This is a genomic window from Nitratireductor sp. L15S-10, assembly GCF_045011005.1.
In the GTDB taxonomy this organism is placed as follows: domain Bacteria; phylum Pseudomonadota; class Alphaproteobacteria; order Rhizobiales; family Rhizobiaceae; genus Nitratireductor.
In genome coordinates, this window is record NZ_CP120674.1 from 1830641 (window position 1) to 1852898 (window position 22258).

General features: G+C 59.1%; 19 protein-coding genes and 2 tRNA genes. 11 read left to right on the plus strand and 10 right to left on the minus strand.

The genetic code is table 11. The features are described 5' to 3' along the window. The 3 genes from surE (at position 1) to P2W41_RS08755 (ending at position 3148) form a co-directional block, all read left to right on the plus strand. Positions 1-759 (plus strand): 5'/3'-nucleotidase SurE, encoded by a 759-nt coding sequence (surE, locus tag P2W41_RS08745; RefSeq protein WP_007008238.1) that lies wholly within the window; start codon positions 1-3, stop codon positions 757-759. Beyond that, positions 756-1409, plus strand: a complete 654-nt coding sequence (locus tag P2W41_RS08750) for a protein-L-isoaspartate(D-aspartate) O-methyltransferase (protein WP_404934873.1) — start codon at positions 756-758, stop codon at positions 1407-1409. Before surE ends, P2W41_RS08750 begins: the two co-directional genes overlap by 4 nt. 383 nt (positions 1410-1792) lie before the next feature. Next, a complete protein-coding gene (locus P2W41_RS08755) occupies positions 1793-3148 on the plus strand; it encodes a peptidoglycan DD-metalloendopeptidase family protein (protein ID WP_404934874.1) in 1356 nt (451 codons plus the stop codon). 88 nt (positions 3149-3236) lie between these two features. Here P2W41_RS08755 and P2W41_RS08760 read toward each other — a convergent pair whose 3' ends face one another. Then, positions 3237-4115, minus strand: coding sequence for an ATP-binding protein (locus P2W41_RS08760; RefSeq protein ID WP_292896103.1), 879 nt, complete (start codon positions 4113-4115; stop codon positions 3237-3239). 242 nt (positions 4116-4357) lie between these two features. Here P2W41_RS08760 and yajC point away from each other — a divergent pair, with 242 nt between their 5' ends. The 5 genes from yajC (at position 4358) to P2W41_RS08785 (ending at position 10410) form a co-directional block, all read left to right on the plus strand. Further along, a complete protein-coding gene (gene yajC / locus P2W41_RS08765) occupies positions 4358-4705 on the plus strand; it encodes a preprotein translocase subunit YajC (RefSeq protein ID WP_404934875.1) in 348 nt (115 codons plus the stop codon). Between the two features lie 69 nt (positions 4706-4774). Next, positions 4775-7345: a protein translocase subunit SecDF gene (gene secDF / locus P2W41_RS08770; protein ID WP_404934876.1), complete on the plus strand. Its 2571-nt coding sequence runs from the start codon at positions 4775-4777 to the stop codon at positions 7343-7345. Beyond that, positions 7345-7734, plus strand: coding sequence for an Mth938-like domain-containing protein (locus P2W41_RS08775; RefSeq protein WP_292896097.1), 390 nt, complete (start codon positions 7345-7347; stop codon positions 7732-7734). Before secDF ends, P2W41_RS08775 begins: the two co-directional genes overlap by 1 nt. Position 7735: 1 nt before the next feature. Beyond that, the gene (locus P2W41_RS08780) at positions 7736-8584 is read left to right on the plus strand and encodes a phytoene/squalene synthase family protein (protein ID WP_292896095.1); all 849 of its coding nucleotides are present in this window, start codon (positions 7736-7738) and stop codon (positions 8582-8584) included. 68 nt (positions 8585-8652) lie between these two features. Beyond that, positions 8653-10410, plus strand: a complete 1758-nt coding sequence (locus P2W41_RS08785) for a DUF4153 domain-containing protein (protein WP_404934877.1) — start codon at positions 8653-8655, stop codon at positions 10408-10410. A gap of 94 nt (positions 10411-10504) precedes the next feature. Here P2W41_RS08785 and trmFO read toward each other — a convergent pair whose 3' ends face one another. Next, complete coding sequence (trmFO, locus tag P2W41_RS08790) at positions 10505-11908, minus strand: methylenetetrahydrofolate--tRNA-(uracil(54)-C(5))-methyltransferase (FADH(2)-oxidizing) TrmFO (RefSeq protein WP_404934878.1); 1404 nt, start codon at positions 11906-11908, stop codon at positions 10505-10507. A 245-nt stretch (positions 11909-12153) separates the two neighbouring features. Between trmFO and P2W41_RS08795 the strand changes: the two genes are divergently transcribed. After that, a complete protein-coding gene (locus tag P2W41_RS08795; protein ID WP_292896089.1) occupies positions 12154-12603 on the plus strand; it encodes a hypothetical protein in 450 nt (149 codons plus the stop codon). Between the two features lie 481 nt (positions 12604-13084). Here the strand turns inward: P2W41_RS08795 and P2W41_RS08800 are convergent, their stop codons facing one another. Further along, positions 13085-13225, minus strand: a complete 141-nt coding sequence (locus tag P2W41_RS08800) for a DUF1127 domain-containing protein (RefSeq protein WP_007008226.1) — start codon at positions 13223-13225, stop codon at positions 13085-13087. Between the two features lie 333 nt (positions 13226-13558). Here P2W41_RS08800 and P2W41_RS08805 point away from each other — a divergent pair. Together P2W41_RS08805 and tig are read left to right on the plus strand one after the other, a co-directional pair. After that, positions 13559-13643: transfer RNA gene (locus tag P2W41_RS08805), tRNA-Leu, on the plus strand. An 88-nt stretch (positions 13644-13731) separates the two neighbouring features. Beyond that, the gene (gene tig, locus P2W41_RS08810) at positions 13732-15168 is read left to right on the plus strand and encodes a trigger factor (protein WP_292896084.1); all 1437 of its coding nucleotides are present in this window, start codon (positions 13732-13734) and stop codon (positions 15166-15168) included. 83 nt (positions 15169-15251) lie between these two features. On the opposite strand, the gene radC is transcribed toward tig, so the two are convergent. From radC to P2W41_RS08845, 7 genes are all read right to left on the minus strand, one after another. Beyond that, complete coding sequence (gene radC, locus P2W41_RS08815; protein ID WP_404934879.1) at positions 15252-16016, minus strand: DNA repair protein RadC; 765 nt, start codon at positions 16014-16016, stop codon at positions 15252-15254. 42 nt (positions 16017-16058) lie between these two features. Next, positions 16059-16886, minus strand: coding sequence for a type I methionyl aminopeptidase (gene map, locus P2W41_RS08820; RefSeq protein ID WP_292896080.1), 828 nt, complete (start codon positions 16884-16886; stop codon positions 16059-16061). A gap of 54 nt (positions 16887-16940) precedes the next feature. Further along, a complete protein-coding gene (sfsA, locus tag P2W41_RS08825; RefSeq protein ID WP_404934880.1) occupies positions 16941-17642 on the minus strand; it encodes a DNA/RNA nuclease SfsA in 702 nt (233 codons plus the stop codon). A 52-nt stretch (positions 17643-17694) separates the two neighbouring features. Beyond that, positions 17695-18669: a hypothetical protein gene (locus P2W41_RS08830; RefSeq protein ID WP_404934881.1), complete on the minus strand. Its 975-nt coding sequence runs from the start codon at positions 18667-18669 to the stop codon at positions 17695-17697. A gap of 141 nt (positions 18670-18810) precedes the next feature. Next, a tRNA-Glu gene (locus tag P2W41_RS08835) sits at positions 18811-18886 on the minus strand. A gap of 80 nt (positions 18887-18966) precedes the next feature. Beyond that, positions 18967-20118, minus strand: coding sequence for a D-Ala-D-Ala carboxypeptidase family metallohydrolase (locus P2W41_RS08840; protein ID WP_404934882.1), 1152 nt, complete (start codon positions 20116-20118; stop codon positions 18967-18969). A 253-nt stretch (positions 20119-20371) separates the two neighbouring features. Then, positions 20372-22201 carry a PHA/PHB synthase family protein gene (locus P2W41_RS08845; RefSeq protein ID WP_404934883.1) on the minus strand — a complete coding sequence of 610 codons (1830 nt, stop codon included), beginning with the start codon at positions 22199-22201 and terminating at the stop codon, positions 20372-20374. Between the last annotated feature and the right edge of the window lie 57 nt (positions 22202-22258).

Here is a 22258-nt window from a genome sequence, read left to right on the forward strand (position 1 = left end):
TTGCGCATTCTGTTGACCAATGATGATGGCATTCACGCGGAAGGACTGGCGACGCTGGAGCGGATTGCCCGCACGCTGAGCGACGATGTTTGGGTGGTGGCGCCCGAGACCGACCAGTCGGGCTTTGCCCACTCGCTGTCATTGTCCGAGCCGCTCAGGATGCGCAAGATCGACGACCGGCATTTTGCCCTGCGCGGCACGCCAACGGACTGCGTGATCATGGGTGTGCGGCACGTGATGGATACGCCGCCGGACCTGATCCTTTCCGGCGTCAACAATGGCACCAACATTGCCGACGACGTGACCTATTCGGGGACTGTTGCCGGTGCGATGGAAGGAACGCTTCTTGGCATCCCGTCCTTTGCATTGAGCCAGGCCTACGATTTCACCGACGAAAGCCGCTACATTCCCTTTGCGACGGCAGAGGCGCTTGCGCCGCCGATCCTCAAGAAGCTGATCGAACGCCCGATGCCTGAAGGCGTTCTGGTCAACATCAACTTCCCCAATTGCACGCCTGAGGAAGCCAAGGGCACACTCGTGACCGTGCAGGGCAAGATGGTCCATGGTCTCAACGTGGAAGAACGTCGTGACGGACGCAATTATCCCTATTACTGGCTGCGCTTCGGGCGCAAACAGGCCGACATTCGCCAGGGGAGTGATCAGGCGGCGGTGCGCGACGGTTATGTTTCGGTCACGCCGCTGCATCTTGATCTGACGGCGCATGAGGTGCGCGATCAGCTGGCCAAGGCACTGGCATGAACGAACCGTGGCAGGAGCGAGAGAGCTTTGCCGCCTTCATGCTGCGCATGCGCGCCAGCGGTGTCGGCAGCAAAGAGCTCTTCGCCGCGATGGAAGCGACGCCGCGCGGCAGCTTTCTCCCATCGGAGTGGTACGCGCTTGCCTGGATCGACCGAATGGTGCCGATTGCCTGCGGCGAGGCCATCGAAGGTTGCGACTTTCAGGCTCAGGTGATTGATGCGCTGGGGCTGTCTTCCGGGCATCGGGTGCTCGAGATCGGCACAGGGTCCGGGTTCACGGCAGCCGTCATGGGACGTCTGGCAGGGAGGGTCCTCACACTCGACCGCTACCGGACGCTGGGAGCGGAGGCGCAGTTGCGCTGGGACCATCTGGGCATCACCAATGTGGTTGCCCGCCATGCCGATGGAGCGGATGGGGCGTCCGCTGACGGGCCCTTCGACCGAATCGTTTCCTGGGCCGCTTTCGACGAATTGCCGCGACGATTCGTGGATCAGCTCTCGACGGGCGGGATCATGATTGCGCCGATCGGCCCTGGAAACGATGTTCAAAGCGTTGCCAAACTGGAGAAAGTTGGCAGCAGGTTTGAGCGGACGGATATTGCGGAAACCCGCCTCCAGCCTCTTCTGAAGGGTGTTTCGTCAGCGATCTGAAACCGCGAGAAGCTACCCCATTAGACAATTTCCGCGCGCGGCTTAACCGCTGAGTAACATTAACGCGATTTAATTGCTCGTGTTCAGGTATTGGGTACGCGGGTAGTCAAATGCGTTGTATTGCACGGAATTTCGATCGCGCGCTTTTGCGCGGAGCCGCCGTCATCTTGATCGGCGGTGTGGCGGCAGGATGCAGCTCAGACCTCTCGCGCTTCAAGTCCAGCGACTTTGCTGATGCGCGATCGACGAATCGCAGTGTGGCGATGGCGCCAGCCAGCCAGCCTTATCCCGGCGATATGGCAAGCGGCCTTGACACTACCTACACAGGATCGATCAGCAGGCAGAGCGGGGGACCCCGACCGTCTGCCTCTGTGGGAGGCGCGATGCAGCAGCCTTTGCCGGCGCCCGCCAATACGGCGGCTCGCGCTGCGACCCGGCCAGTCGACCTGACTTCACCCAGTATTGCCAGCGGCAGTGTGCAGCGTCAGCCTATCGCGGCACCGACGCAGTCGGCACCGGTGGTGGCTGCTGCTCCGCAGCCGCAGCTTGACCGTACTCCGACCGGATCCATAGCGCGTCAGTCGGCGCAGGCCCCAGCCCGCAGTGGCAACAGCAGCGATAGCGGCTGGAGCGATGTGGGAGGGACCACCATCACCGTGCGCGAGGGCGAAACGGCTTACAATCTGTCACGGCGTTTTGGCGTTCCCGTGGGGGCAATCCTAAGTGCCAACAATCTTTCGAGCGCGTCCGATCTGAAGGCCGGGCGCCAGATCGTCATCCCCACTTATGTTTATTCGCGCCGAGCGCCGGTCTCTGCACCGGACAGTGATGCGCGCGCGCAGCAGCAGGCTGCACGTCAGCCGATCCCGAACGAACCGGCGCCGCAACGCGAGCCACAGGAACGCCTTGCGGTGCTGCGTGAAACGCCGCGGCCAAAACCGCGACCGCAAGGTGCTGAAACCAACAATACGGCAGCCAATACCCAGAACACAGGTGGCAACACGGGTGCTTCGCCTGCCACTTTGGGTGAGGGGGGCTCCTATACGGTTGTTTCAGGCGATACGCTTTATGGCATCGCCCGCAAAACCGGCGCGAGTGTCGGCGCTATCAAGGCGGCGAACGGTCTGTCGGATGGATATCTGCGGGTGGGGCAAACGCTGGCCATTCCTTCCGGCAATGGCGGCCAACAGACCCAGGTGGCAAGTGTGTCCCAGCAGAATGTCGACAGAACAACGACGAGTGCCACGACACGCGAACCCGCGCCGGCGGTGAAAGCCTCCGCGCCGCAGGCAACCTCTACCACACAGACCCAGGTTGCGGCAGTTGCAACGCAGAGCAATGATGTCGCGCCGGATTCCACGGGAATCGGCAAGCTGCGCTGGCCCGTTCGTGGACGGATCATCTCGGATTTCGGCAGTACGTCCGGTTCGGCCCGCAATGACGGCATCGACATCGCCGTCCCGGCAGGCACACCCGTCAAGGCTGCGGAAAACGGCGTTGTGATTTATGCCGGCGACGGCCTCAAGGAGTTCGGAAACACGGTTCTGGTGCGGCACGACGATGGCATGGTGACGGTCTACGGACATGCCAGTGCGCTTCGGGTCAAACGTGGCGAGAAGGTGCGGCGCGGTCAGGAAATCGCGCTGTCGGGCATGAGCGGCAGCGCCGATCGTCCCAAACTGCACTTTGAAGTGCGTAAGGATGCGACACCCGTCAATCCGAGCGGCTATCTGGAATAAGCGTTCCCTGGATAACGAAAAAAGCTGCGGCCTGCCAGACCTCCGGTCAGGCCGCCTCTTTGACCCGCCCGGAAGGGCGGGTTTTTGTTCACGTGTCCAAACGTTTGCCGAGACGACCGGCAAGGTCCTGGATGAACTGCCAGGCCACGCGACCAGACCGGCTGCCGCGCGTGGTTGCCCATTCAAGCGCTTCAGCGCGGAGCGCTTCCGGAGCTATATCCAAGCCAAAATGAGCAACATAGCCGCGGACCATTTCGAGATAATCGTCCTGCGAACATTTGTGGAAGCCGAGCCACAGCCCGAAACGATCCGACAGTGAGACCTTCTCCTCCACGGCTTCCGACGGATTGATTGCCGTGGAGCGCTCGTTCTCTATCATGTCGCGCGGAAGAAGGTGACGCCGGTTGGATGTGGCGTAGAGAATAACGTTGGCCGGCCGGCCCTCGACACCGCCTTCCAGCGCCGCCTTCAGCGATTTGTAAGATGTGTCGTTCTGATCGAAGGACAGATCGTCGCAGAACAGGATGAAGCGGAAAGGGGCGACCTTCAGAAACGCCATAAGCTGAGGAAGTGTTTCGATATCCTCCCGGTGGATCTCCACCAGTTTCAAAGGTGGCTGTCCGCTGGCGGCAGTGCGGTTGACCTCCGCATGGACCGCTTTGACGAGGGACGACTTTCCCATGCCCCGGGCACCCCACAAGAGGACGTTGTTGGCCGGAAGGCTTTTGGCGAACCGGTCAGTGTTGTCGGCGAGAATATCGCGAACGCGGTCGACGCCGCGAATGAGACCCAACTCTACCCGATTGACGTTTTCTACGGGTTCCAGGGCTTTTCGCTCTGCCTGCCAGACGAAACAGTCGGCAGCGTCGAACCGGGGAGGCACAGCAGGTGCGGGACCGAGATTCTGGATCGTAGCGATTAACCTGTCCAGCTTCTCACTCAACACTTCGATGGTCTTGTCGGACATGATTCCCTCACGAAGGAGCATGCTGTCATGAATTGCGTACCGTACGGTACGGTTCTTTCATAGGGGCGCGGTATTTGCAAGCCGGGAAGGGGGCATTGCGGTACTGAGTGCGGAGCGGGAGTGCACAAGCCCTCAGAAGTCCGTGCGCAGAGACGGTGAACAGTTGCAATGGATAGGCGAAAGTCTATATTCCGGCCACATTTATGACCAGCCGGATGTCCGGCGCATATCAGGAGTTTTCGATGTTCATCACCCCGGCATACGCACAGGCTGGCGCAGGTGGAGCGCCTGACATCTTTGTCAGCATCCTGCCTTTCGTCCTGATCTTTGTGATCATGTATTTCCTCATAATCCGCCCACAGCGGCAGCAAATGAAGAAACGTACCGAAATGCTGGCCGCTGTTCGCCGCGGCGACACGGTGGTTACGGGTGGCGGCCTTGTCGGAAAGGTGACGAAGGTCATCAACGATGCCGAGCTTGAAATCGATCTCGGCGGCGGAAACAAGGTGACGGCCATCCGCTCGATGCTTGCCGAGGTGCGCGTGAAGGGCGAACCGGTGGCTGACAACAGCCAGGCCGCCAAGAAATAACCGCAATATGACGTGATTGCCGGAAAGGGCCGGCAAAACGGCCCTTCCAAACCGAACCGACGAGGCCCCATGCTACATTTCTCGCGCTGGCAAACGATCCTCATATGGCTGGCCGTGGCGCTTGGCGTCGCCTATGCGGCGCCGAACATCATACCGCCATCATACTTGTCCTCGATGCCAAGCTGGGCGCCTTCACGGCCGATGACGTTGGGTCTCGACCTTCAGGGCGGTTCGCATATTCTTCTGCAGATCGAAAAGCAGGAACTGATCGAAGAGCGCATTGTCACAACACGTGACGATATCCGAAGGCTGCTGCGCGAGAAGCGGATCGGCTATACCGGGCTGACGGGATCAGGCCAATCCGTGCAGGTGCGCATTCGCGATGCCGGTCAGGTGGCGGAGGCCAGGGAGGCACTTCGCGATCTGACCCAGCCGGTTAACTCGGGCCTGTTCGGCGGGGGCACCGTCACCGAACTCCAACTGACGGAGCCGGAGCCGGGGCTTCTGCGTTACTCATTGACGGAGGAGGGGATCAACTACCGGGTTTCCTCTGCCCTGTCGCAGTCCATCGAGGTGGTGGGGCGTCGTGTCAACGAACTCGGTACGACCGAGCCGATCATTCAACGTCAGGGTGAAGACCGTATTCTGGTTCAGGTGCCGGGTCTTCAGGATCCTCAGCGCCTGAAGGACATTCTCGGTCAGACGGCCAAGCTTACGTTCCAGATGGTGGACCAGTCGGTGCCGGTGCAAGAGGCGATCAACGGACGCCCGCCAATTGGTACGACGATCAAGTATTCGGTGGATGATCCACCGGTTCCCTATCTGATCGAGGATCGGGTCATCGTCTCGGGTGAAAACCTCGTGGATGCGCAGGCGACATTCGATCAGCGAACCAACGAGCCTGTGGTGAGCTTTCGCTTCGACACCAAGGGCGCGACCCGTTTTGGCCAGGCGACGCAGGAGAATGTCGGGCGGTTGTTCGCCATCATTCTTGACGATCAGGTCATCTCTGCCCCGCAAATTCGCGAGCCCATTCTGGGCGGCACAGGGCAGATATCGGGAAGTTTCGACGTTCAGTCGGCCAATGACCTGGCAGTTCTGCTGCGCGCGGGCGCGCTGCCGGCAACGCTGACAATCATTGAAGAGCGTACGGTGGGTCCGGGCCTTGGGCAGGACTCGATCGACGCAGGCAAGATCGCTTCGGTCATCGGTGCTGCACTCGTCGTCCTGTTCATGATCGCAGCCTATGGGCTGCTCGGTGTGTTCGCCGTCGTGGCGCTCGCGGCGAACGTGACCATGATCATCGCGATCCTTTCGGCGCTCGGGGCAACCCTTACGCTTCCCGGCATTGCCGGTATCGTTCTGACGATTGGCATGGCGGTCGATTCCAGTGTGCTTATCTTCGAGCGAATACGCGAGGAGCGGGCCGGCGGGCGCTCATTGATCCAGGCAGTAGACACCGGTTTCTCCAAGGCTCTGGCGACGATTGTGGATGCCAATGTGACGACACTGATCGCCGCCATCATCCTTTTCTATCTCGGTTCCGGACCGATCCGCGGCTTCGCTGTCACGCTTGCCATCGGTATCGCCACGACCGTGTTCACAGCCTATACGCTGACACGCTGGATCGTAGCCGACTGGGTGCGCCGTCGCCGTCCGAAGGAACTGCCGCGCACACCGCTGCGTTTTGTACCGGACAATACCAGCGTCAGCTTCATGAAGTTGCGGCGCCTCACCTTTACGCTCTCGGCCATTGCTTCGATCGCGGCGGTGGCGTTGTTCATGACCGTGAACATGAACTACGGCATTGACTTCAAGGGCGGTTCTTCGATCGAGGTCCAGTCTCGCGAAGGCCCGGCGGATCTAAGCGATATTCGAGCCCGTCTTTCCGATCTCAACCTTGGCGAAATCCAGGTTCAGGAATTCGGCGATCCGCGCGAGGTGCTGATCCGGGTTCAGGCGCAGGATGGCGGTGAGAATGCGGAGCAGACCGTGATCACCAAGATTCGCGGTGAGCTTGAAGACGCTTATGAATTCCGCCGTGTCGAAGTGGTCGGGCCGACAGTCTCTGGTGAACTCGCACGCGCCGGCACCATAGCGGTGCTCGTATCGCTGATGGCGATCCTGATCTACATCTGGTTGCGGTTCGAGTGGCAATTTGCCGTGGGTGCGATCCTGGCGACGCTGCACGATGTGATCATGACGGTCGGGTTCTTCGTGATTACCGGGATCGAATTCAACCTTTCGAGTATCGCGGCAATTCTGACAATTGTCGGCTACTCGCTGAACGATACCGTGGTCGTCTATGACCGTGTTCGCGAGAATCTCAGACGGTTCAAGAAGATGCCGCTGCCGGAGCTTCTGAACCTGTCGATGAACCAGACGCTCTCGCGTACCATCATGACGTCGGTGACGACGCTACTCGCGCTTGCGGCTCTGTTTGTCTTCGGCGGCGAGGTTATTCGCTCCTTTACGGCGGCGATGATCTTCGGCGTGGTGATCGGCACTTATTCATCGATCTTCATCGCAGGGCCGTTGCTGATCCTGTTCCGCATGCGCTCCACTGGTGCGCTGGGGGCGGAGCAGGCTGACGATGAAGCAGCCGGCTCGGAGACGGCCGGACAGCTGCCGGCCAAGTGATGGCGGGCGGTATCGAAATCCGCGCGGCCCACTTTCCGGGCCGTGCTCCGATTGATGCCTATGGCAATGGCGGTTTCCGCTTTGCCGACATGTCCCACCGTGGCTCGATCCTGTGTCTCCCTTCGGGCATACACGGGTGGGATGTCAGAGGTTTCCGCGATCTGGAGGAGGCGGATCTTGCCCGCATGTTCGATGAAGCCGGTGAATTCGACATCCTGCTTGTTGGTACGGGGGAGCAGCTTATTCCGATGCCGGCTGAGCTCCGCAAGCGGTTTCGCGAGGCCGGTGTGGCGGTAGAAACAATGGCCACCGGCGCGGCGGTGCGGACTTACAATGTGCTTCTGGCCGAGGACCGGACTGTGGCTGCAGCGCTGATCGCTGTCGATTAAGATGGCTGACGGGCATCAATACGTCGTTTCTCTGGTGCGGGAGGCTGACCCGGATCGCTATCTTTCGGTCCTTTATGCTCCAGCAGAAAAGCGCTCAGCCCTTTTTGCACTTTACGCGTTCAACGCTGAGGTGGCGGGAATACGGGACCGCGTGAGCGAAGCCCTGCCAGGCGAGGTGCGGCTGCAGTTCTGGCGTGATGTTCTGACGGCACAGACAGCATCGGAAAGTGCGGAAGGCTCGCCGCTTGCGGTAGCACTGCTCAACGCCGTTCGTTCTCATCAGCTTCCGGTCCAGCCGCTGCTGGACCTCCTGGAAGCGCGCACCTTCGATCTTTATGACGATCCGATGCCGAGCCGGAACGACCTGGAAGGCTATTGCGGTGAAACTGCATCTGCGCTGATCCAGCTTGCCGGTCTGGTGCTTGACACGCCTGCTGCAATGCGGTTTTCGGCGGTTGCCGGGCATGCTGGCTGTGCGCAGGCCATCGCCGGGCTCCTGCGTATGCTACCTATCCACCGCAGGCGCGGGCAGTGCTATGTTCCGGGGGATTTGCTCGCGGCTGCGGGAACCACGCGCGAGGCGCTGTTGAACGGAGAGGACAAGGCGGGATCGGCGCGCGCGCTTGCCGCGATGATTGCGCTCGGCAGACACCATGCGACCAGGTTTGAACAAGGGGCGAAAGATCTTCCAGCCAGCCTGCGCCCGGCGTTTTTGCCTGCAGGGCTTTCAGGCGCTTACCTTGATCGTCTCGAGGCCAGGGGAGAGGCCGTTCTTGATGAAATTGTCTCTCTTGCTTTGTGGCGGCGTCACTGGCTCATATTGAAACGCGCTGCGAGAGGCTGGCGATAAGCTGCTGCCCCATTTGCGCCGTTCTCACATGTTCGTGTTCGCCCCGCGGTCCCGATTGAGGAAATCTCTTGTCAGAAAAACTGAATAGAACCCATGCGGGCATAGGCTGGCTGGCGTCACTGCAGGAAGCCGTTTCCGCGATGGGAGAAGCTGTCTCACGCTTTCCGGTTACTGTCGGCTTTCTGCTTCTCACGGCGGCCCAGGCGAATGCCATCGTTGCCGACAACACTCTGTTTTCATCCCGGCTCTTCGGCGTTGTGCCTCAGGAAAATCAGGTCTTTGCGTTGATTGCGGCGGTGCTTGCGTCATTTGCCGCAACGCTGTTTGCCCAATCCAGGCGCCTCTCGGTGTGGCCCTGTTACATCCTGCCCGTTCTCGCCGGATTGGCAGCCTTCACCGTGATGTGGCCACCCATAAGTGCGCGAACCGTAGAGTGGGCTTTTCTTCTCTCTCTGGCGACAATCGTACCCGTCGCGCCCTTTGCTGGCAGAGGGACAGGCGCCGCCTTCTGGATGTTCACGGCACGCCTGGCTTTTGCGGCTGCGCTCGCGATCCTAGCATTCGTCCTCTTCGGGGGTGGTGTTTCTGCAATACTGGCGAGCCTCACACACCTCTTCGGTATAGACATACCCAACGATTTCTACGGGCACATCTGGGTGTCCATTGGGCTCTTCGTTGCTCCGCTGTTCGGTCTTGGTCAGACCCCCTTTGTGTTCAATGAGGAGCCCGGCGGGCGCGAACATGACATGATGCAACATGGAATGCGGGCGCTTGGCGACTTTGCCGCTGTTCCGCTTCTCATCATCTATGCGGTAATCCTGCATCTCTACACGGCAAAGATCGTTGTAACCGGAGAGGTACCGCAGGGGCAGATCGGCTGGTTGGTGCTTACCTATGGTGTCTGTACCGTTGCGGTTCTGCTTTTGACCAAACCGTTTCTCGATACGGCACGCGCGCCGACCCGATTTTTCGTGCGATTCTGGCCCTTGATCCTTCTGGTCCCGCTTGGCCTTCTTTTTTACGCTCTGTGGTTGCGCGTGAGCGCTTTCGGATGGACTGTGGAACGCTATTTCCTGGGGCTTTTCGGCGTTGTGATGCTCGCTCTGGTCATCCTGCAGACGGTCCGACCTCTGCGCGGCGATATTCGAGTGGTCGCAGGCCTGCCAGTCATCGCGCTTCTCATTGGCAGTTTCGGGCCTCAGGGGGCTGTAAACTGGTCCATCAGTTCGCAACAGGCGCGCTTTCTTCATATCGTCCGTGGCGAGCCTGAGGACCTTCAAACGAAGGCGGAAGCGCTTGCCGTTCTGCGCTATCTCGGTGGAGAGAATGCCGAGCTTGGCGTGGCTCCCGAAGGGTTCGCGCCGTCTGGAGAGGAAAGCCTCTATCGGCAGATTGCCCATGCGTGGAATCTGGATCCGGACAATGCCGTTCAGCGTGGGCGCCAGGGGTTTTCCTATAACAGCGGTACAGCAGTCACCGTTGCCCTGGATGGGTTCGATGTACTTGTTCAGAACGTACAGCTCTACAAGGAAGATACAGCGAGCGTCTCATTGTCCCTACCAGGCGGAACCCGTCTCAGGCCGGTGCTGAAACCCAACGCCGTATCGCTGGCGCCGGAAGCCGGCGCTCCCATTCTCTTCAGGATCGATGCAGCGAGAATCGTCGAGCTGTCCTCGAAAGTCGATCAATCGGCTGTATTGCGCCTCGAGGCGGAAGGCAGACAGATCGTGCTGATCCCCACGTATCTTTACGCCCGTTCATATCCCGAAACAGTGCTGGAGAATTTCTCAGGCGCGATTCTGTTGCGAAGCAGAGACTGGGAGTAGGGTTTAGCGGACTGTTGCAATGCCCCGGAAAGAAGAAGGGGTGCGCGAACCGCACCCCTAATAACCTGCACATCAGAGATTTCTCTGGACCGAACTATTCGGCTGCCTCAGCTGCGGGAAGCCCATCAAGCCATGCCTTGAAGTCCACCAGTGCGCGCGCTGTGAGTGCCTTCTTCTTTGCTACTGATTTTTCCTTGCCGCGAAGTCGCTTGCCTTCCGGCTTGGGAACTTCGACGGGAGGGAAAAGGCCGAAATTGACGTTCATCGGCTGGAATGATCGCTTGCCGGGTTCGTCATCCGAAAGAATGTGTCCGCCGGTGATGTGGTTGAGCAGGGCACCGAAAGCGGTGGTCGCTGGTGGCACGGGAATAGGGCGGCCCAAGCGTTCGGCAGCAGCAAAGCGACCAGCGATCAATCCCATGGACGCGCTTTCCACGTAGCCTTCGCAGCCGGTGATCTGGCCGGCAAAACGAAGTCCTGGACGGCTCTTCAGCTGCAAAGTGCCGTCCAGAAGGGTCGGAGAATTCAGATAAGTGTTGCGATGCAGCCCACCGAGGCGGGCGAACTCGGCGTTTTCCAGACCAGGGATCATACGGAAAATGCGAGTTTGCTCACCATACTTCAGCTTCGTCTGAAATCCGACCATATTGTAGAGCGTGCCCAGCGCATTGTCCTGCCGCAGTTGGACCACCGCGTAGGGCTTCTGATCGGGCATATGCGCATTGGTCAGCCCCATAGGTTTCATCGGACCATGACGGAGCGTTTCGGGGCCTCGCTCCGCCATTACCTCGATCGGGAGGCAGCCGTCGAAATAGGGCGTGCCTTCCCACTCCTTGAATTCGGTCTTGCCGCCATCGAGCAAAGCTTGAATGAATGCTTCGTACTGCGCCCTGTCCATGGGACAGTTGATGTAGTCCTTGCCCGTACCGCCGGGGCCGACCTTGTCATAGCGAGACTGGAACCATGCCACGTTCAGATCGATGGAATCGAAATGAACGATGGGGGCGATGGCGTCAAAGAATGCGAGAGATTCGGCGCCGGTAGCCTGCGAGATCGCTTCTGCAAGTGCCGGTGCGGTCAAGGGACCCGTGGCAATAATTGCCAGGTCCCAGTCCTCGGGCGGTAGGCCGGTGATCTCTTCGCGTTCGATGGTGATCAACGGGTGGGCCTCAAGCTCTGCCGTAACGGCTTGTGAGAAGCCGTCACGATCCACTGCAAGCGCACCGCCGGCCGGCACCTGATTGGCGTCGCCCGAACGCATGATGAGCGAACCCGCCAATCGCATTTCCGCGTGGAGCAGGCCGACCGCATTGGTCTCTGCGTCATCGGAACGGAAGGAATTGGAACAGACCAGCTCGGCCAAGCTGTCGGTCTTGTGAGCATCGGTGCCGCGCACCGGTCGCATCTCATGCAAAATTGCGGGAATTCCCGCCTGTGCGATCTGCCAGGCAGCTTCTGAACCGGCAAGACCGCCGCCAATGATGTGTATCGGTTTCATGGGGAGGAGATAAGCTGCCGTGCCGGGGAATGCAACGCCATAGGACGAGGAGCGCTAACCAAATATGCAGCGTGCCGTCGGGAGCGCTTCCCTCGTGAATAAACGCAGCTTAAACTACGTGCATGGGGCTTGAAATTTTACGTGTTGTATCGGTTTGCGTTGCGTTGGCACTCCTCTGGGCAGGCGGAGCGAAGGCGGAGCGACTGTATGTGTGCAGCGGTTATGGCTGCTTTTACAAGAAAAGCATGACGATCGACGCCGGGGTCAGGCGGAGACTGATTGCCATCATGGCATCAGGCAAAGCGTCTGCGAGAGCTGAACGGGCAGCCGTGGCAAAGGCGGTGCGCTATTTCGAAACTTTGGCAACGCGGGTTATCGGAGTGAGGGACGATCCGAAATCGGCACCCGGCGGTGCTCATGTCTATGGCCAGATGGATTGCATCGACGAGTCGCGAAACACGCATACGCTCCTGCGCTATCTGGAGCGGCATGGGCTTCTTCGTCATCACACAGTCCGGCGAAACTCCGCGCGCGGATTCTTCCTCGACGTGCGTTACCCGCATGCGACAGCCGTGCTTCGAACGAAGAGCGGTGAGGATTGGGCGGTGGATAGCTGGTTTGAGCCGGCCGGAGGCACGCCGGACATCATGAGACTGACCGAATGGAAAAAACGCGGTGTGCGCGGGGAACGCTGAGGGACGAAAAAAAAACGACACCCGCCGAGGGAGGAGGTTCGGCGGATGTCGTTATGGGATGACCGGCAATTTTGGGAGGAGGAGGTTGCCGGTCTATTCGCCAGGGTTGGGAGGAGGTAACCCAAGCGAAATCTATGAAACTCAAATCCTGACAGGCCCCATATAGGAGGCTTCTGCCCGGAAACAACACCCGCCGAGGGAGGAGGTTCGGCGGGTGTCGTTTTGGGATGACCGGCAATTGGGAGGAGGAGGTTGCCGGTCGGTTCCTTCGGGATTGGGAGGAGGATAACCCCAAAGGAAACTCTAAAACTCTGTGTGGCGAGCCGTTTCCGGCTCTGCCGCCCGTTTCAACACCTGCCGGGGGAGGAGATCCGGCAGGTGTTGTTTTGGGTGACCGACAATTGGGAGGAGGAGGTTGTCGGTCATATTCGTCAGGATCGGGAGGAGGTGACCCTGGCGAAACTCGAAATCTCGAATGCCCTTAGAGGGACTTGCGCGCCACGAAGGGGATGTCGCCGCGGGAGATGCCCAGATCGTTCAGCTCACGATTGGAGAGACGGCTCAGCTCGGTGACGGTCTGACGGTAACGGCGCCAGTTGCGGTAATTGCGGATGATGTTCATCTCAGTGCTCGCTTCGTTTGAATTCCGTGTTCGTTTGTTGAGCCTGAGATAGTCCCTTACCGCTCAGCTTTGAAGTGCCAATGTTGCATGACAGCAATGCGATTTGTGCAATGCAGCATGGCGCTTTTGCGGCTGCGTTGTGGCCGATGTTCGGCCGGGATATAATCGGTTTATAAATGAGTGCGGAAAAGCGCGCGCCCTGTTCATGTCCGGCCGATCGGAGAAAGGCATAAAAAAGCCCTGAATCTTGCCAATTTTGCTTTGATAGACTAGGTGCAGGTGATATAGAACCCGCGCTTTCGGAAGCTTAGGGCGCTCCTTGGGTTTTTCGAAGCGGGTGTGGTGGAATTGGTAGACACGCAGGATTTAGGTTCCTGTGGCGCAAGCCGTGGGGGTTCAAGTCCCTCCACCCGCACCAGAAGGGCCATTCCCGGTAAGATTCCCCGACAGGAAGAGCGGTGGGCGCCGTGAAAGCGGCGGCAAAAGCGAATACAAAGGTATGATGGATGCAGGTAACCGAAACTCTCAACTCAGGGCTCAAGCGCGAACTTAAGGTCGTCGTTCCTGCAAAGGACATGGAGGCGCGCCTTAGCCAGCGTCTCGATGACGCTAAGGGCAAGGTCAACCTCAAGGGGTTCCGCCCCGGCAAAGTGCCCGCACAGCACCTGCGCCGCGTCTATGGCAAATCCTTCATGGCTGAGGTCGTGAACGAGATACTTGCGGACACGCAGAGCATCCTGTCGGACCGCGGCGAGAAGCCGGCCATTCAGCCGGAAATCTCAATGACCGAGGACGAGAAGGAAGCCGAAAAGGTTCTGTCCGGGAACGCCGACTTCGAATTCTCGATGTCTTACGAAGTTATCCCGCCGATCGAACTCAAGAGCTTCTCCGATATCAAGATCACACGTCAGGTTTATGACGTGACGGACGAAGAAGTCGAGGAGCAGGTCCGACGCGTTGCCGATTCTGCCCGCACCTATGAGGTGAAGAAGGGCAAGGCGGCCGAAGGCGACAAGGTCAAGCTCGACTATCTCGGAAAAATCGATGGTGAGCCTTTCGATGGCGGCGCCGCCGAGGATTCCGAAGTCGTTATCGGCATGAACCAGTTCATCGCTGGTTTCGAAGAGCAGCTTGTTGGGCTCAAGGCCGGCGATGAGACCACGATCAAGGTAACCTTCCCGGAAGAATATGCGGCTGCGCATCTGGCCGGTAAGGAAGCCGAATTCGATATCAAGGTCAAAGAGATCTCCAAACCGAACGAGCTGGAGATCAATGACGAGACCGCAAAGCAGTTGGGGCTGGAATCTGCCGACAAGCTTCGTGAGATCGTTCGCGGGCAGCTCGAGAACCAGTTCGGCCAGGTGACGCGCCAGAAGGCTAAGCGGCAGATTCTCGATGCACTGGATGACGCCTACAAGTTCGAAGCACCGTCCAAGCTGGTGGAAGCCGAGTTCGAGAACATCTGGAACCAGGTGACCCGCGATCTCGAGGCCGCCGGCCGGACCTTCGAAGACGAGGACACGACCGAGGACGAGGCGCGCGAAGAGTATCAGCGCCTGGCCGAACGTCGCGTGCGTCTGGGGCTCGTACTTTCGGAGATTGGCGAGAAGGCCGAGGTAAAGGTCAGCGATGAGGAGATGCAGCGTGCACTCATCGAATCGATCCGCCGCTACCCGCCGCATCAGCAGCAGGAAATCTACGAGTTCTATCGTCAGAACCCGCAGGCGATGGCCAACATCCGTGCGCCGCTGTTCGAGGAGAAGGTTATAGACCATCTGCTCGGTGAAATCTCCGTCACTGACGAAAAGGTTTCGCGCGACGAATTGATGGCGGACGACGAAGACGAGGCCGAGGCAAAGCCGGCAAAAAAGGAGAAGGCTGCTCCGAAGAAGAAAGCCGCTCCGAAGAAGGCTGCGGCCAAGAAGAAGGAAGAAGGCGAGTAATCCGTCTTCTTTAATCGGACGATCAGAAAAGGCCGCTCCATGAGCGGCCTTTTACCTTTGAGGGATATTCTCTTGCGGCACGATCAGATAAGACGAAGCCCCTTGAAACTCGCATGTCCCTTTTTGCCAATAATGATGTGATCGTGAACCGTGATGCCCAATGGTTTGGCGGTGTCGACGATGGTTTTCGTCATGTCGATATCGGCGCGGGAGGGCGTCGGGTCGCCTGAAGGGTGGTTGTGAACGAGAATGACCGCCGTGGCGGCGAGCTCCAGGGCGCGACGAACCAGCTCTCGCGGATAGACCGGCGTATGATCAACGGTGCCGGTCTGCTGAACCTCGTCGGCAATAAGCTGGTTCTTCTTGTCGAGGAAAAGGACGCGGAATTGCTCTCGGTCCTCATGGGCCATTACCGCGGTGCAATATTCAATCACCTGTGACCATGAGGTCAGGAGCTGGCGGTCGCGCAAGTCTGCCTTAAGCATCCGCTGAGCCAGGGCAGCGGCCACCTTGATATCGCGGGCGGCGGCCTCTCCTATACCGTCGACTTCCTGCAGCAGGCGCTCCGGGGCGCCGAAAATCTCGGGAAGCGAGCCGAAGCGTTCCAGCAAGGCTTTTGCCGGACCTTTCGTATCTGCACGCGGTATCGAGCGGAACAAAAAGAGTTCCAGCAACTCATAATCGGAAAGCGCCGTGCTGCCAGCTTCTGCGAAGCGCTGCCTCAAGCGGTCCCGATGTCCATGATAATGCGGCTTCATGCCGGATTTTCGAGTGGGTACAAGCGGCCGTTCGGCCAGAAAACCGTGGTCGTCGTCCTCTTCCATGAAATGTCCCCGCCACTGTTCCATGGGAACGTGCGGTTTGCCGATGACGCACGTCCTGATGGCAGTCTAGGCCGGGAGACCGGGCCGGTCGAGCCCCGCGGGCGAAAGCGTGAAAATTTCGCAGCCGGTCTCTGTGACACCGATCGAGTGCTCGTACTGGGCTGACAGTGAACGATCGCGGGTCACCGCAGTCCAGCCATCAGACAAAACCTTCACGTGCGGGCGACCGAGATTGATCATCGGTTCAATGGTGAAGATCATGCCGGGACGCATTTCGACACCTTCGTTCACACTGCCATAGTGCAGGATGTTGGGTGCGTCATGGAACAACTGACCGACCCCGTGGCCGCAAAAGTCGCGCACAACCGAACAGCGTTCTCCCTCCGCATAAGACTGGATGGCCGCTCCGATCGCGCCCGTGCGTGCACCGGGCTTTACTGCGGCGATGCCGCGCATAAGGCACTCATGGGTGACCTCGAGGAGCCGTTCGGCGGCGCGCTTGATCGTGCCGACGGGATACATGCGGCTCGAATCTCCATGCCAACCGTCGAGGATATAGGTGACATCGATGTTGACGATATCGCCATCGCGCAGCGGTTTATCATCCGGAATCCCGTGGCAAACCACGTGATTGATGGAGGTGCAGGTGGATTTTGTGTAACCGCGATAGTTCAACGTCGCGGGGATCGCTCCGTGATCCATACCGAATTCAAAAACAAACCTGTCAATCTCATTGGTGGTCACACCTGGTGCAACCCGGCCTGCAAGCTCGTCCAGGCAGCGTGCGGTCAGGTTCGATGCCCGGCGCATGCCTTCGAAGCCTTCCTCGCCGTACAGGCGAATCTGGCCAGTGTTTCGCATCGGGGCGGAGTCTGCTTCGAGGTAGGTGACCATGAGGTTTGAATCGCTTGCACTTCGATTGGATATGGTTGCCGGATTTTGCTGTTTTTATTGCACGATGTCTATCAGACGATCGGGCTTGATTGCTTCAGGGGTGATTTGGCACTTGATGGCGTAAGCTTCAACCCCGGCCTTGTCAGCGAGTGCAAAAGCCTTTGCGTAAGCAGGATCGAGATCGCCGCACAAACGAAAGCGCTGGCAGTCGCCTCTTTGTACCAGATAGATCATGACCGCCCGATGGCCTGCCTGGCGCATAGCGGCAAGTTCGTGCAGATGCCGTGCTCCGCGCTCCGTCACTGTATCGGGGAATTCCGCGAGACCTTCTTCGCGCATGAAATGCACATTCTTCACCTCCACATAGGCGCGGGGACGCCGAGGATCTTCCAGAAGCATGTCGATGCGGGAGCGTTCCCCGTAGCGCTGTTCGCGCTTTAAAGTGTCGTATGTGGCAAGGTCGGAGACCAGGCCTGCATGGATTGCTTCCTCGGCAAGTCTATTGGGCAGTCCCGTGTTTATCCCGACCAGGGTGCCGTCAGCCTCCACGATCTCCAGACGGTGGCGATATTTGCGCTTCGGATCATCGGAGTGGGAGAGATAGACGCGCGATCCCCTGGCCGTCAGCCCGAGCATGGAACCGGTGTTCGGTACCGAGACCGTGAGCTCAGTGCCGTCCATGAGCATGACATCTGCCAGGAAGCGCTTGTAGCGGCGGATCAGGCGTGCCTCGATCAGCGGTGCTGAAAATTCCATGAGGGCCTTTCGATGCGTATCTGCTTGGGATTACGGTGTCTTTGCAGGTTGATCAGTTGCGCGCCGGATGCCGGGACAGCGCGGCAGCGCGTTTTCGATAGTATGGGCCGAGGACCAGTGGCGTCAGATACATGGGTATCTGGTAGCAACCGATGAACAGCAGAAGCGAATCGGTCACGCCGGCGGGGAGGGCGGTCAAGAAGAGGCCAATATTGCGGTTACCAGCAGCAATCCCCAATGGCGCTGCAATTGTCTTCCTGCCAAAGCGTTCGAGCAGGACCGTTACGCCGATCTGCAACAGGAAATTGGCCGCAAAGGCAATCGCGAGATTGAGGCCTACCCGTGCCGGATCAACAAAAATCGTCTCACCGACCGCCGACATGAGACCGATCACCACAACACTCATGAGAATGGCAGAAAGACCGTCAATCGACCGGATCGCAACCGGCGTCGGGTTTGCGAATGCGAAACGGCGAAGAATAAAAGCTGCGGACACGGCAAGCACGATGACAGCCAGAAGCCGGCCGGCGGCCGCCAAAATCACGTCTGCGCTGCCAAGCGCGGGTGTGAGCCAGAAGACGGGCAGAACCGTCAGCGGCAAGAGTGCGGTTCCAAGCGTCATAACCCGCATGGCTGGGGCAGGATCATTGCCGGTCATGATCGCCAGATGCGGGCTCCCGGAAACCGGAGCAGCAGCTGCCATCAACACCAGCGCCGTAGGCAGGACGCCTTCCCAGCCGATCGCCAGGAACACCAGCGCGAAGCTGATGGGTAAAAACAATTGAAAGGCGAGGGTGGCAGCAAGCGAGTGGCGCAGCTCACCGAGCGCACCGACAAGGGCCTTCGGTCCCACCCTCAGGGCTGCCAGAAAGAGCAAAGCTGCAATCATTTCGGCGATCCAGGGTTTTGCCGCGTGCGCAGCTGTCGGCGAGGCGGTGCCGACCAATAGCCCTGCGATGAGGAAGAACCGGGCGCGCGAGGCGGCAAAACCAAGCGCCTTTTCGGCAACAATCAACGGGCCCTGCATTTCACTGCCTTCCTGCTCATGCCGGTGAAACCGTTACGCCACCATCGCTCCACAACCATGAGCGAGAAGTACGCGGGCTGGCAGGTCGGGTCAAACGCCAAGGAATTCCATTGGCCGATCTACGATGTCAGGAGGTAAAACTGGCACGCCCAACGGGACTCGAACCCGTGTTTCCGCCGTGAAAGGGCGGCGTCCTAGACCGCTAGACGATGGGCGCGCTCAAGACGATCCGGCTTATAGTGAGCTTCGTTGCCGGGGGCAACCCGTCTTGTGATGGTTCCATGCTTTTTTTGTGATTTATTTTCTGCGACGGCAGCGCCAGTTCCAGTCGCGCTCCGGGCCGACGTCCACATGCACCGATTTTGTATGACAATAGGTGCCCACGCCACCACGACCGGGCATAGAGCGGACATATTTGGCCAGTTCCCACTTGCTGACGCCATCAATCTGGATGTCGGCGGCGGCGCAATACATGTGGAGAGACTTACGGGCGCCGCGTACACGGCGATTGTAACTGGGGCTGCGATAACCCGATGTGACGACGATTCGTTTGCCGTAATGCCGTTCGATCGCCTTGAGCATGCCGACCAGGGCAGGTTTCAGACAGGCGGTATCAACGCTTTCACGCTGTTTGAGGAGACCATTGGGAGCAAGTCTCGCCATACCGGCAGCCGAGGCGACCTGGTAAGCTGGCTCCTCCTCGTAAATATCTGCGTCGGCATCACCGCTGCCTGTCTTGCTTGAGAACTCGAACAGGCTTTCGCCCTGCCGTACCCCAGGGAGCGCTGAGCCCATATTGACCGATGCCTGCACGGGCTTCGTGTCGGGTGAAGCCGAGGCGAGCATAACCTTCGACGTCTCCGCGGGCTTGGCTTTGCTCGTGTCGATCAGGGGGCGAGTGGCTTTCTCCGCTGCTTTTGCGGCTTTCGGTTCCTTGGCAGAGAAGAAGGCTGAAAGGAAACTCTGTCGCTTGGACGCTGATTCGCTTTCGGGCGGCGGTGTTGCATCGGCTGCTGAGACCTCATCGGAAGTGTCTTCCGGAACAGGAGAGGCGGCCGCCGTCTGTGTAGGGGCGCTCTCGGTCGGAGAGGCGGTTTCCTCTGACGGGCTCCCGGCGGCGGCAGTCTCGGTTGCCGAGACAGATTCCTCCTGCGCAGCCGCTGCTGTCTCTGCCGAAACCTCTTCGGTGGACGCCACCTCTTCTTTTTGGCCAGGACGTTCGGAGGGGAGAGGTAGCGAACCCGAGGTTTCCGATCCGTCAGCGCCGTCGGCGGCTGCAAACAGGACGCCATCGCTGGTTGACAGATCAGGCCCGCTGTCGCCGCTCTGCAGCGCAGTCGGCGCGAGGCCAAGTTGGGTTACGGGGTCAGACGTGGTGGAGCAGGAGGCCAGAAACAGCGCGCAAATTACACCTGTCAGACTGATCCGACCATGGCCCAACACCGTCATACAGCGTTTTCCGCTCTCGTCCCCCAACAACAGAAATATGCCCCTCAATTGGTTGTATTAAGCACGCAACGGTGAACCGAATTCGGATCGCAAATCTGTAGCAAGTGCTTGTCTTGCCTGCGAATCCCAGCCCGATGAAGAACCATATAGGCGTTAGAAAACAATTGAGGCAAGAACATGTTTCATCACGAGACTACGTCAAAGTTCATTCAAGGCCCCTAAAAGCATTGTTTCATGCTGTCATTTTGTGTGATTACGCGCGGATGCGCACGTATTCTCCGGGGGCATCGCCAAGCGTCTTCTTGTTCTTCGCAGGGTTACGGGCTTTCACCTGTCGGCTGCCCTGCGACATGATCCAGCGTTGCCATTGGGGCCACCAGGAGCCGCCATGCTCCCGGGCATCTGCCATCCATTCATCAAATTCGCCACGGGGCTCCCGGCCGGTCCAGAACTGGTACTTTTTCATTTCGGGCGGATTGATGACGCCTGCTATGTGCCCTGAACCTGCAAGAACGAACTCGACCGGCCCTCCGAAAAACCGGCTGCCAAGGAAGACGGATTTCGCAGGCGCTATATGATCCTCACGCGTGGCAAGGTTGAAAATCGGGATTTTTATATCTTCGAGACGAAGGGTTTTGCCGCGCAGGACAGCGCGGCCGCGCGAAAGGTTGTTCTCAAGGTAGCAGTTGCGCAGGTAGTAGGAGTGGTTGGCGGCTGCAAGCCGGGTGGAATCGGAATTCCAGTAAAGGAGGTCGAAGGGCAGCGGAGCCTGGCCGCGCAAGTAATTGTTGACGACATAGGGCCAGATCAGATCGCCGGCGCGTAGCATGTTGAATGCGGTAGCCATGCGTGTCGCGTCCAGGTACCCCCGTTCGCGCATTGCCGAGTCCAGCGCCTGGATCTGCTCTTCGTCGACGAAGACCTTTAGGTCTCCTGCAAAGGTGAAATCCACCTGTGTGGTTAGAAAGGTGGCGCTGGCAATGCGGTCATCGCCCTCGTTGGCCATCAGGGCAAGGCAGGCTGCCAGCAGCGTTCCGCCGACGCAATACCCCATGGCATTGACCTGTTTTTCTCCTGTCGCGGCTTGGATGGTGTCGAGGGCAAACTTTATGCCCCGGTCGATATAATCTGCCCAGTCGTAACGTGCGTGGCGTTCGTCAGGATTGATCCAGGAAATGACAAAAACCGTATGTCCCTGCTCAACCGCCCAGCGAATGAAGGAACGTCTGGGGTTGAGGTCGAGGATGTAGAATTTGTTGATCCAGGGGGGGACGATGAGGAGTGGCCGCTTCAATACATTCTTCGTCGCAGGGGCGTATTGGAGGACTTCGACCAGATCGTTGCGGGCAACGACTTTGCCCGGCGTCGTAGCCAGATTCTCGCCGATCTCGAATTTGGAACTGTCGGACTGGCGGAGTTTGAGATCGCCTTTTCCAGCGGCAATGTCTTCGGCAAGCATGCGCATGCCGCGCACGAGGTTTTCCCCATCGCTCGCCATTGTCTCGCGATAGAGCTCGGGATTCGTCAGGAGAAAATTCGACGGTGACAGGGCCTGACTCATCTGCTCGACGTAGAACCGCGCCTTGTGGCGCGTTATATCATCGAGCTCATCAGCGCCATCCACCAGCTCGGCGGCCCAACGCGCGGTTACGAGATAGGCCTGCTTGAGAAAACTGAAAAAGGCGTTGCGCGCCCATTCGGGGTCCTGGAAACGCTTGTCGGTGGCTGGGGTCGGAACGTAGTCACCGACATTCTCTTCGCTCAGCCGGCGGATGGCATTTGCCCAGATGCCCATGAATTCGGCGAAGAGACGTGTCTGAGCTTCCAGCGCACGAGTGGGGTCGCCCAGCCAATATTCACTAACCCGCGAGAATGTCCTGATCATGTCGGCAATCGGCGCGGCCGTTATGTCGCTCGTCTCGCCCTTTTCTCTCGCTTGCGTCCAGGAGGCCGCAGCCTTGCCGAGTTCCTCAAGCGCGCGCGCCAAATTTTGCGCCAGACGTTCGGGATCTTTTGCGAAATACTGGTGGAGCGTTGAGTCTGCGTGGTTTCCTGCGCCGTTGGTCTGCTTTTCCTGAGCCATAATTTGCGCCTGCAACCTGAACGCGCCTTTCAAGCGGCGCGGTGTTAACGTAATCTC

Bases quoted from the DNA above. Each gene is read 5' to 3' on its own strand.
- P2W41_RS08750 (WP_404934873.1), top strand. From the start codon at position 756: ATGAACGAACCGTGGCAGGAGCGAGAGAGCTTTGCCGCCTTCATGCTG.
- P2W41_RS08755 (WP_404934874.1), top strand. From the start codon at position 1,793: ATGCAGCAGCCTTTGCCGGCGCCCGCCAATACGGCGGCTCGCGCTGCG.
- P2W41_RS08760 (WP_292896103.1), bottom strand. From the start codon at position 4,115: ATGTCCGACAAGACCATCGAAGTGTTGAGTGAGAAGCTGGACAGGTTA.
- yajC (WP_404934875.1), top strand. From the start codon at position 4,358: ATGTTCATCACCCCGGCATACGCACAGGCTGGCGCAGGTGGAGCGCCT.
- secDF (WP_404934876.1), top strand. From the start codon at position 4,775: ATGCTACATTTCTCGCGCTGGCAAACGATCCTCATATGGCTGGCCGTG.
- P2W41_RS08775 (WP_292896097.1), top strand. From the start codon at position 7,345: ATGGCGGGCGGTATCGAAATCCGCGCGGCCCACTTTCCGGGCCGTGCT.
- P2W41_RS08780 (WP_292896095.1), top strand. From the start codon at position 7,736: ATGGCTGACGGGCATCAATACGTCGTTTCTCTGGTGCGGGAGGCTGAC.
- trmFO (WP_404934878.1), bottom strand. From the start codon at position 11,908: ATGAAACCGATACACATCATTGGCGGCGGTCTTGCCGGTTCAGAAGCT.
- P2W41_RS08795 (WP_292896089.1), top strand. From the start codon at position 12,154: ATGACGATCGACGCCGGGGTCAGGCGGAGACTGATTGCCATCATGGCA.
- P2W41_RS08800 (WP_007008226.1), bottom strand. From the start codon at position 13,225: ATGAACATCATCCGCAATTACCGCAACTGGCGCCGTTACCGTCAGACC.
- tig (WP_292896084.1), top strand. From the start codon at position 13,732: ATGCAGGTAACCGAAACTCTCAACTCAGGGCTCAAGCGCGAACTTAAG.
- radC (WP_404934879.1), bottom strand. From the start codon at position 16,016: ATGGAACAGTGGCGGGGACATTTCATGGAAGAGGACGACGACCACGGT.
- map (WP_292896080.1), bottom strand. From the start codon at position 16,886: ATGGTCACCTACCTCGAAGCAGACTCCGCCCCGATGCGAAACACTGGC.
- sfsA (WP_404934880.1), bottom strand. From the start codon at position 17,642: ATGGAATTTTCAGCACCGCTGATCGAGGCACGCCTGATCCGCCGCTAC.
- P2W41_RS08830 (WP_404934881.1), bottom strand. From the start codon at position 18,669: ATGCAGGGCCCGTTGATTGTTGCCGAAAAGGCGCTTGGTTTTGCCGCC.
- P2W41_RS08840 (WP_404934882.1), bottom strand. From the start codon at position 20,118: ATGACGGTGTTGGGCCATGGTCGGATCAGTCTGACAGGTGTAATTTGC.
- P2W41_RS08845 (WP_404934883.1), bottom strand. From the start codon at position 22,201: ATGGCTCAGGAAAAGCAGACCAACGGCGCAGGAAACCACGCAGACTCA.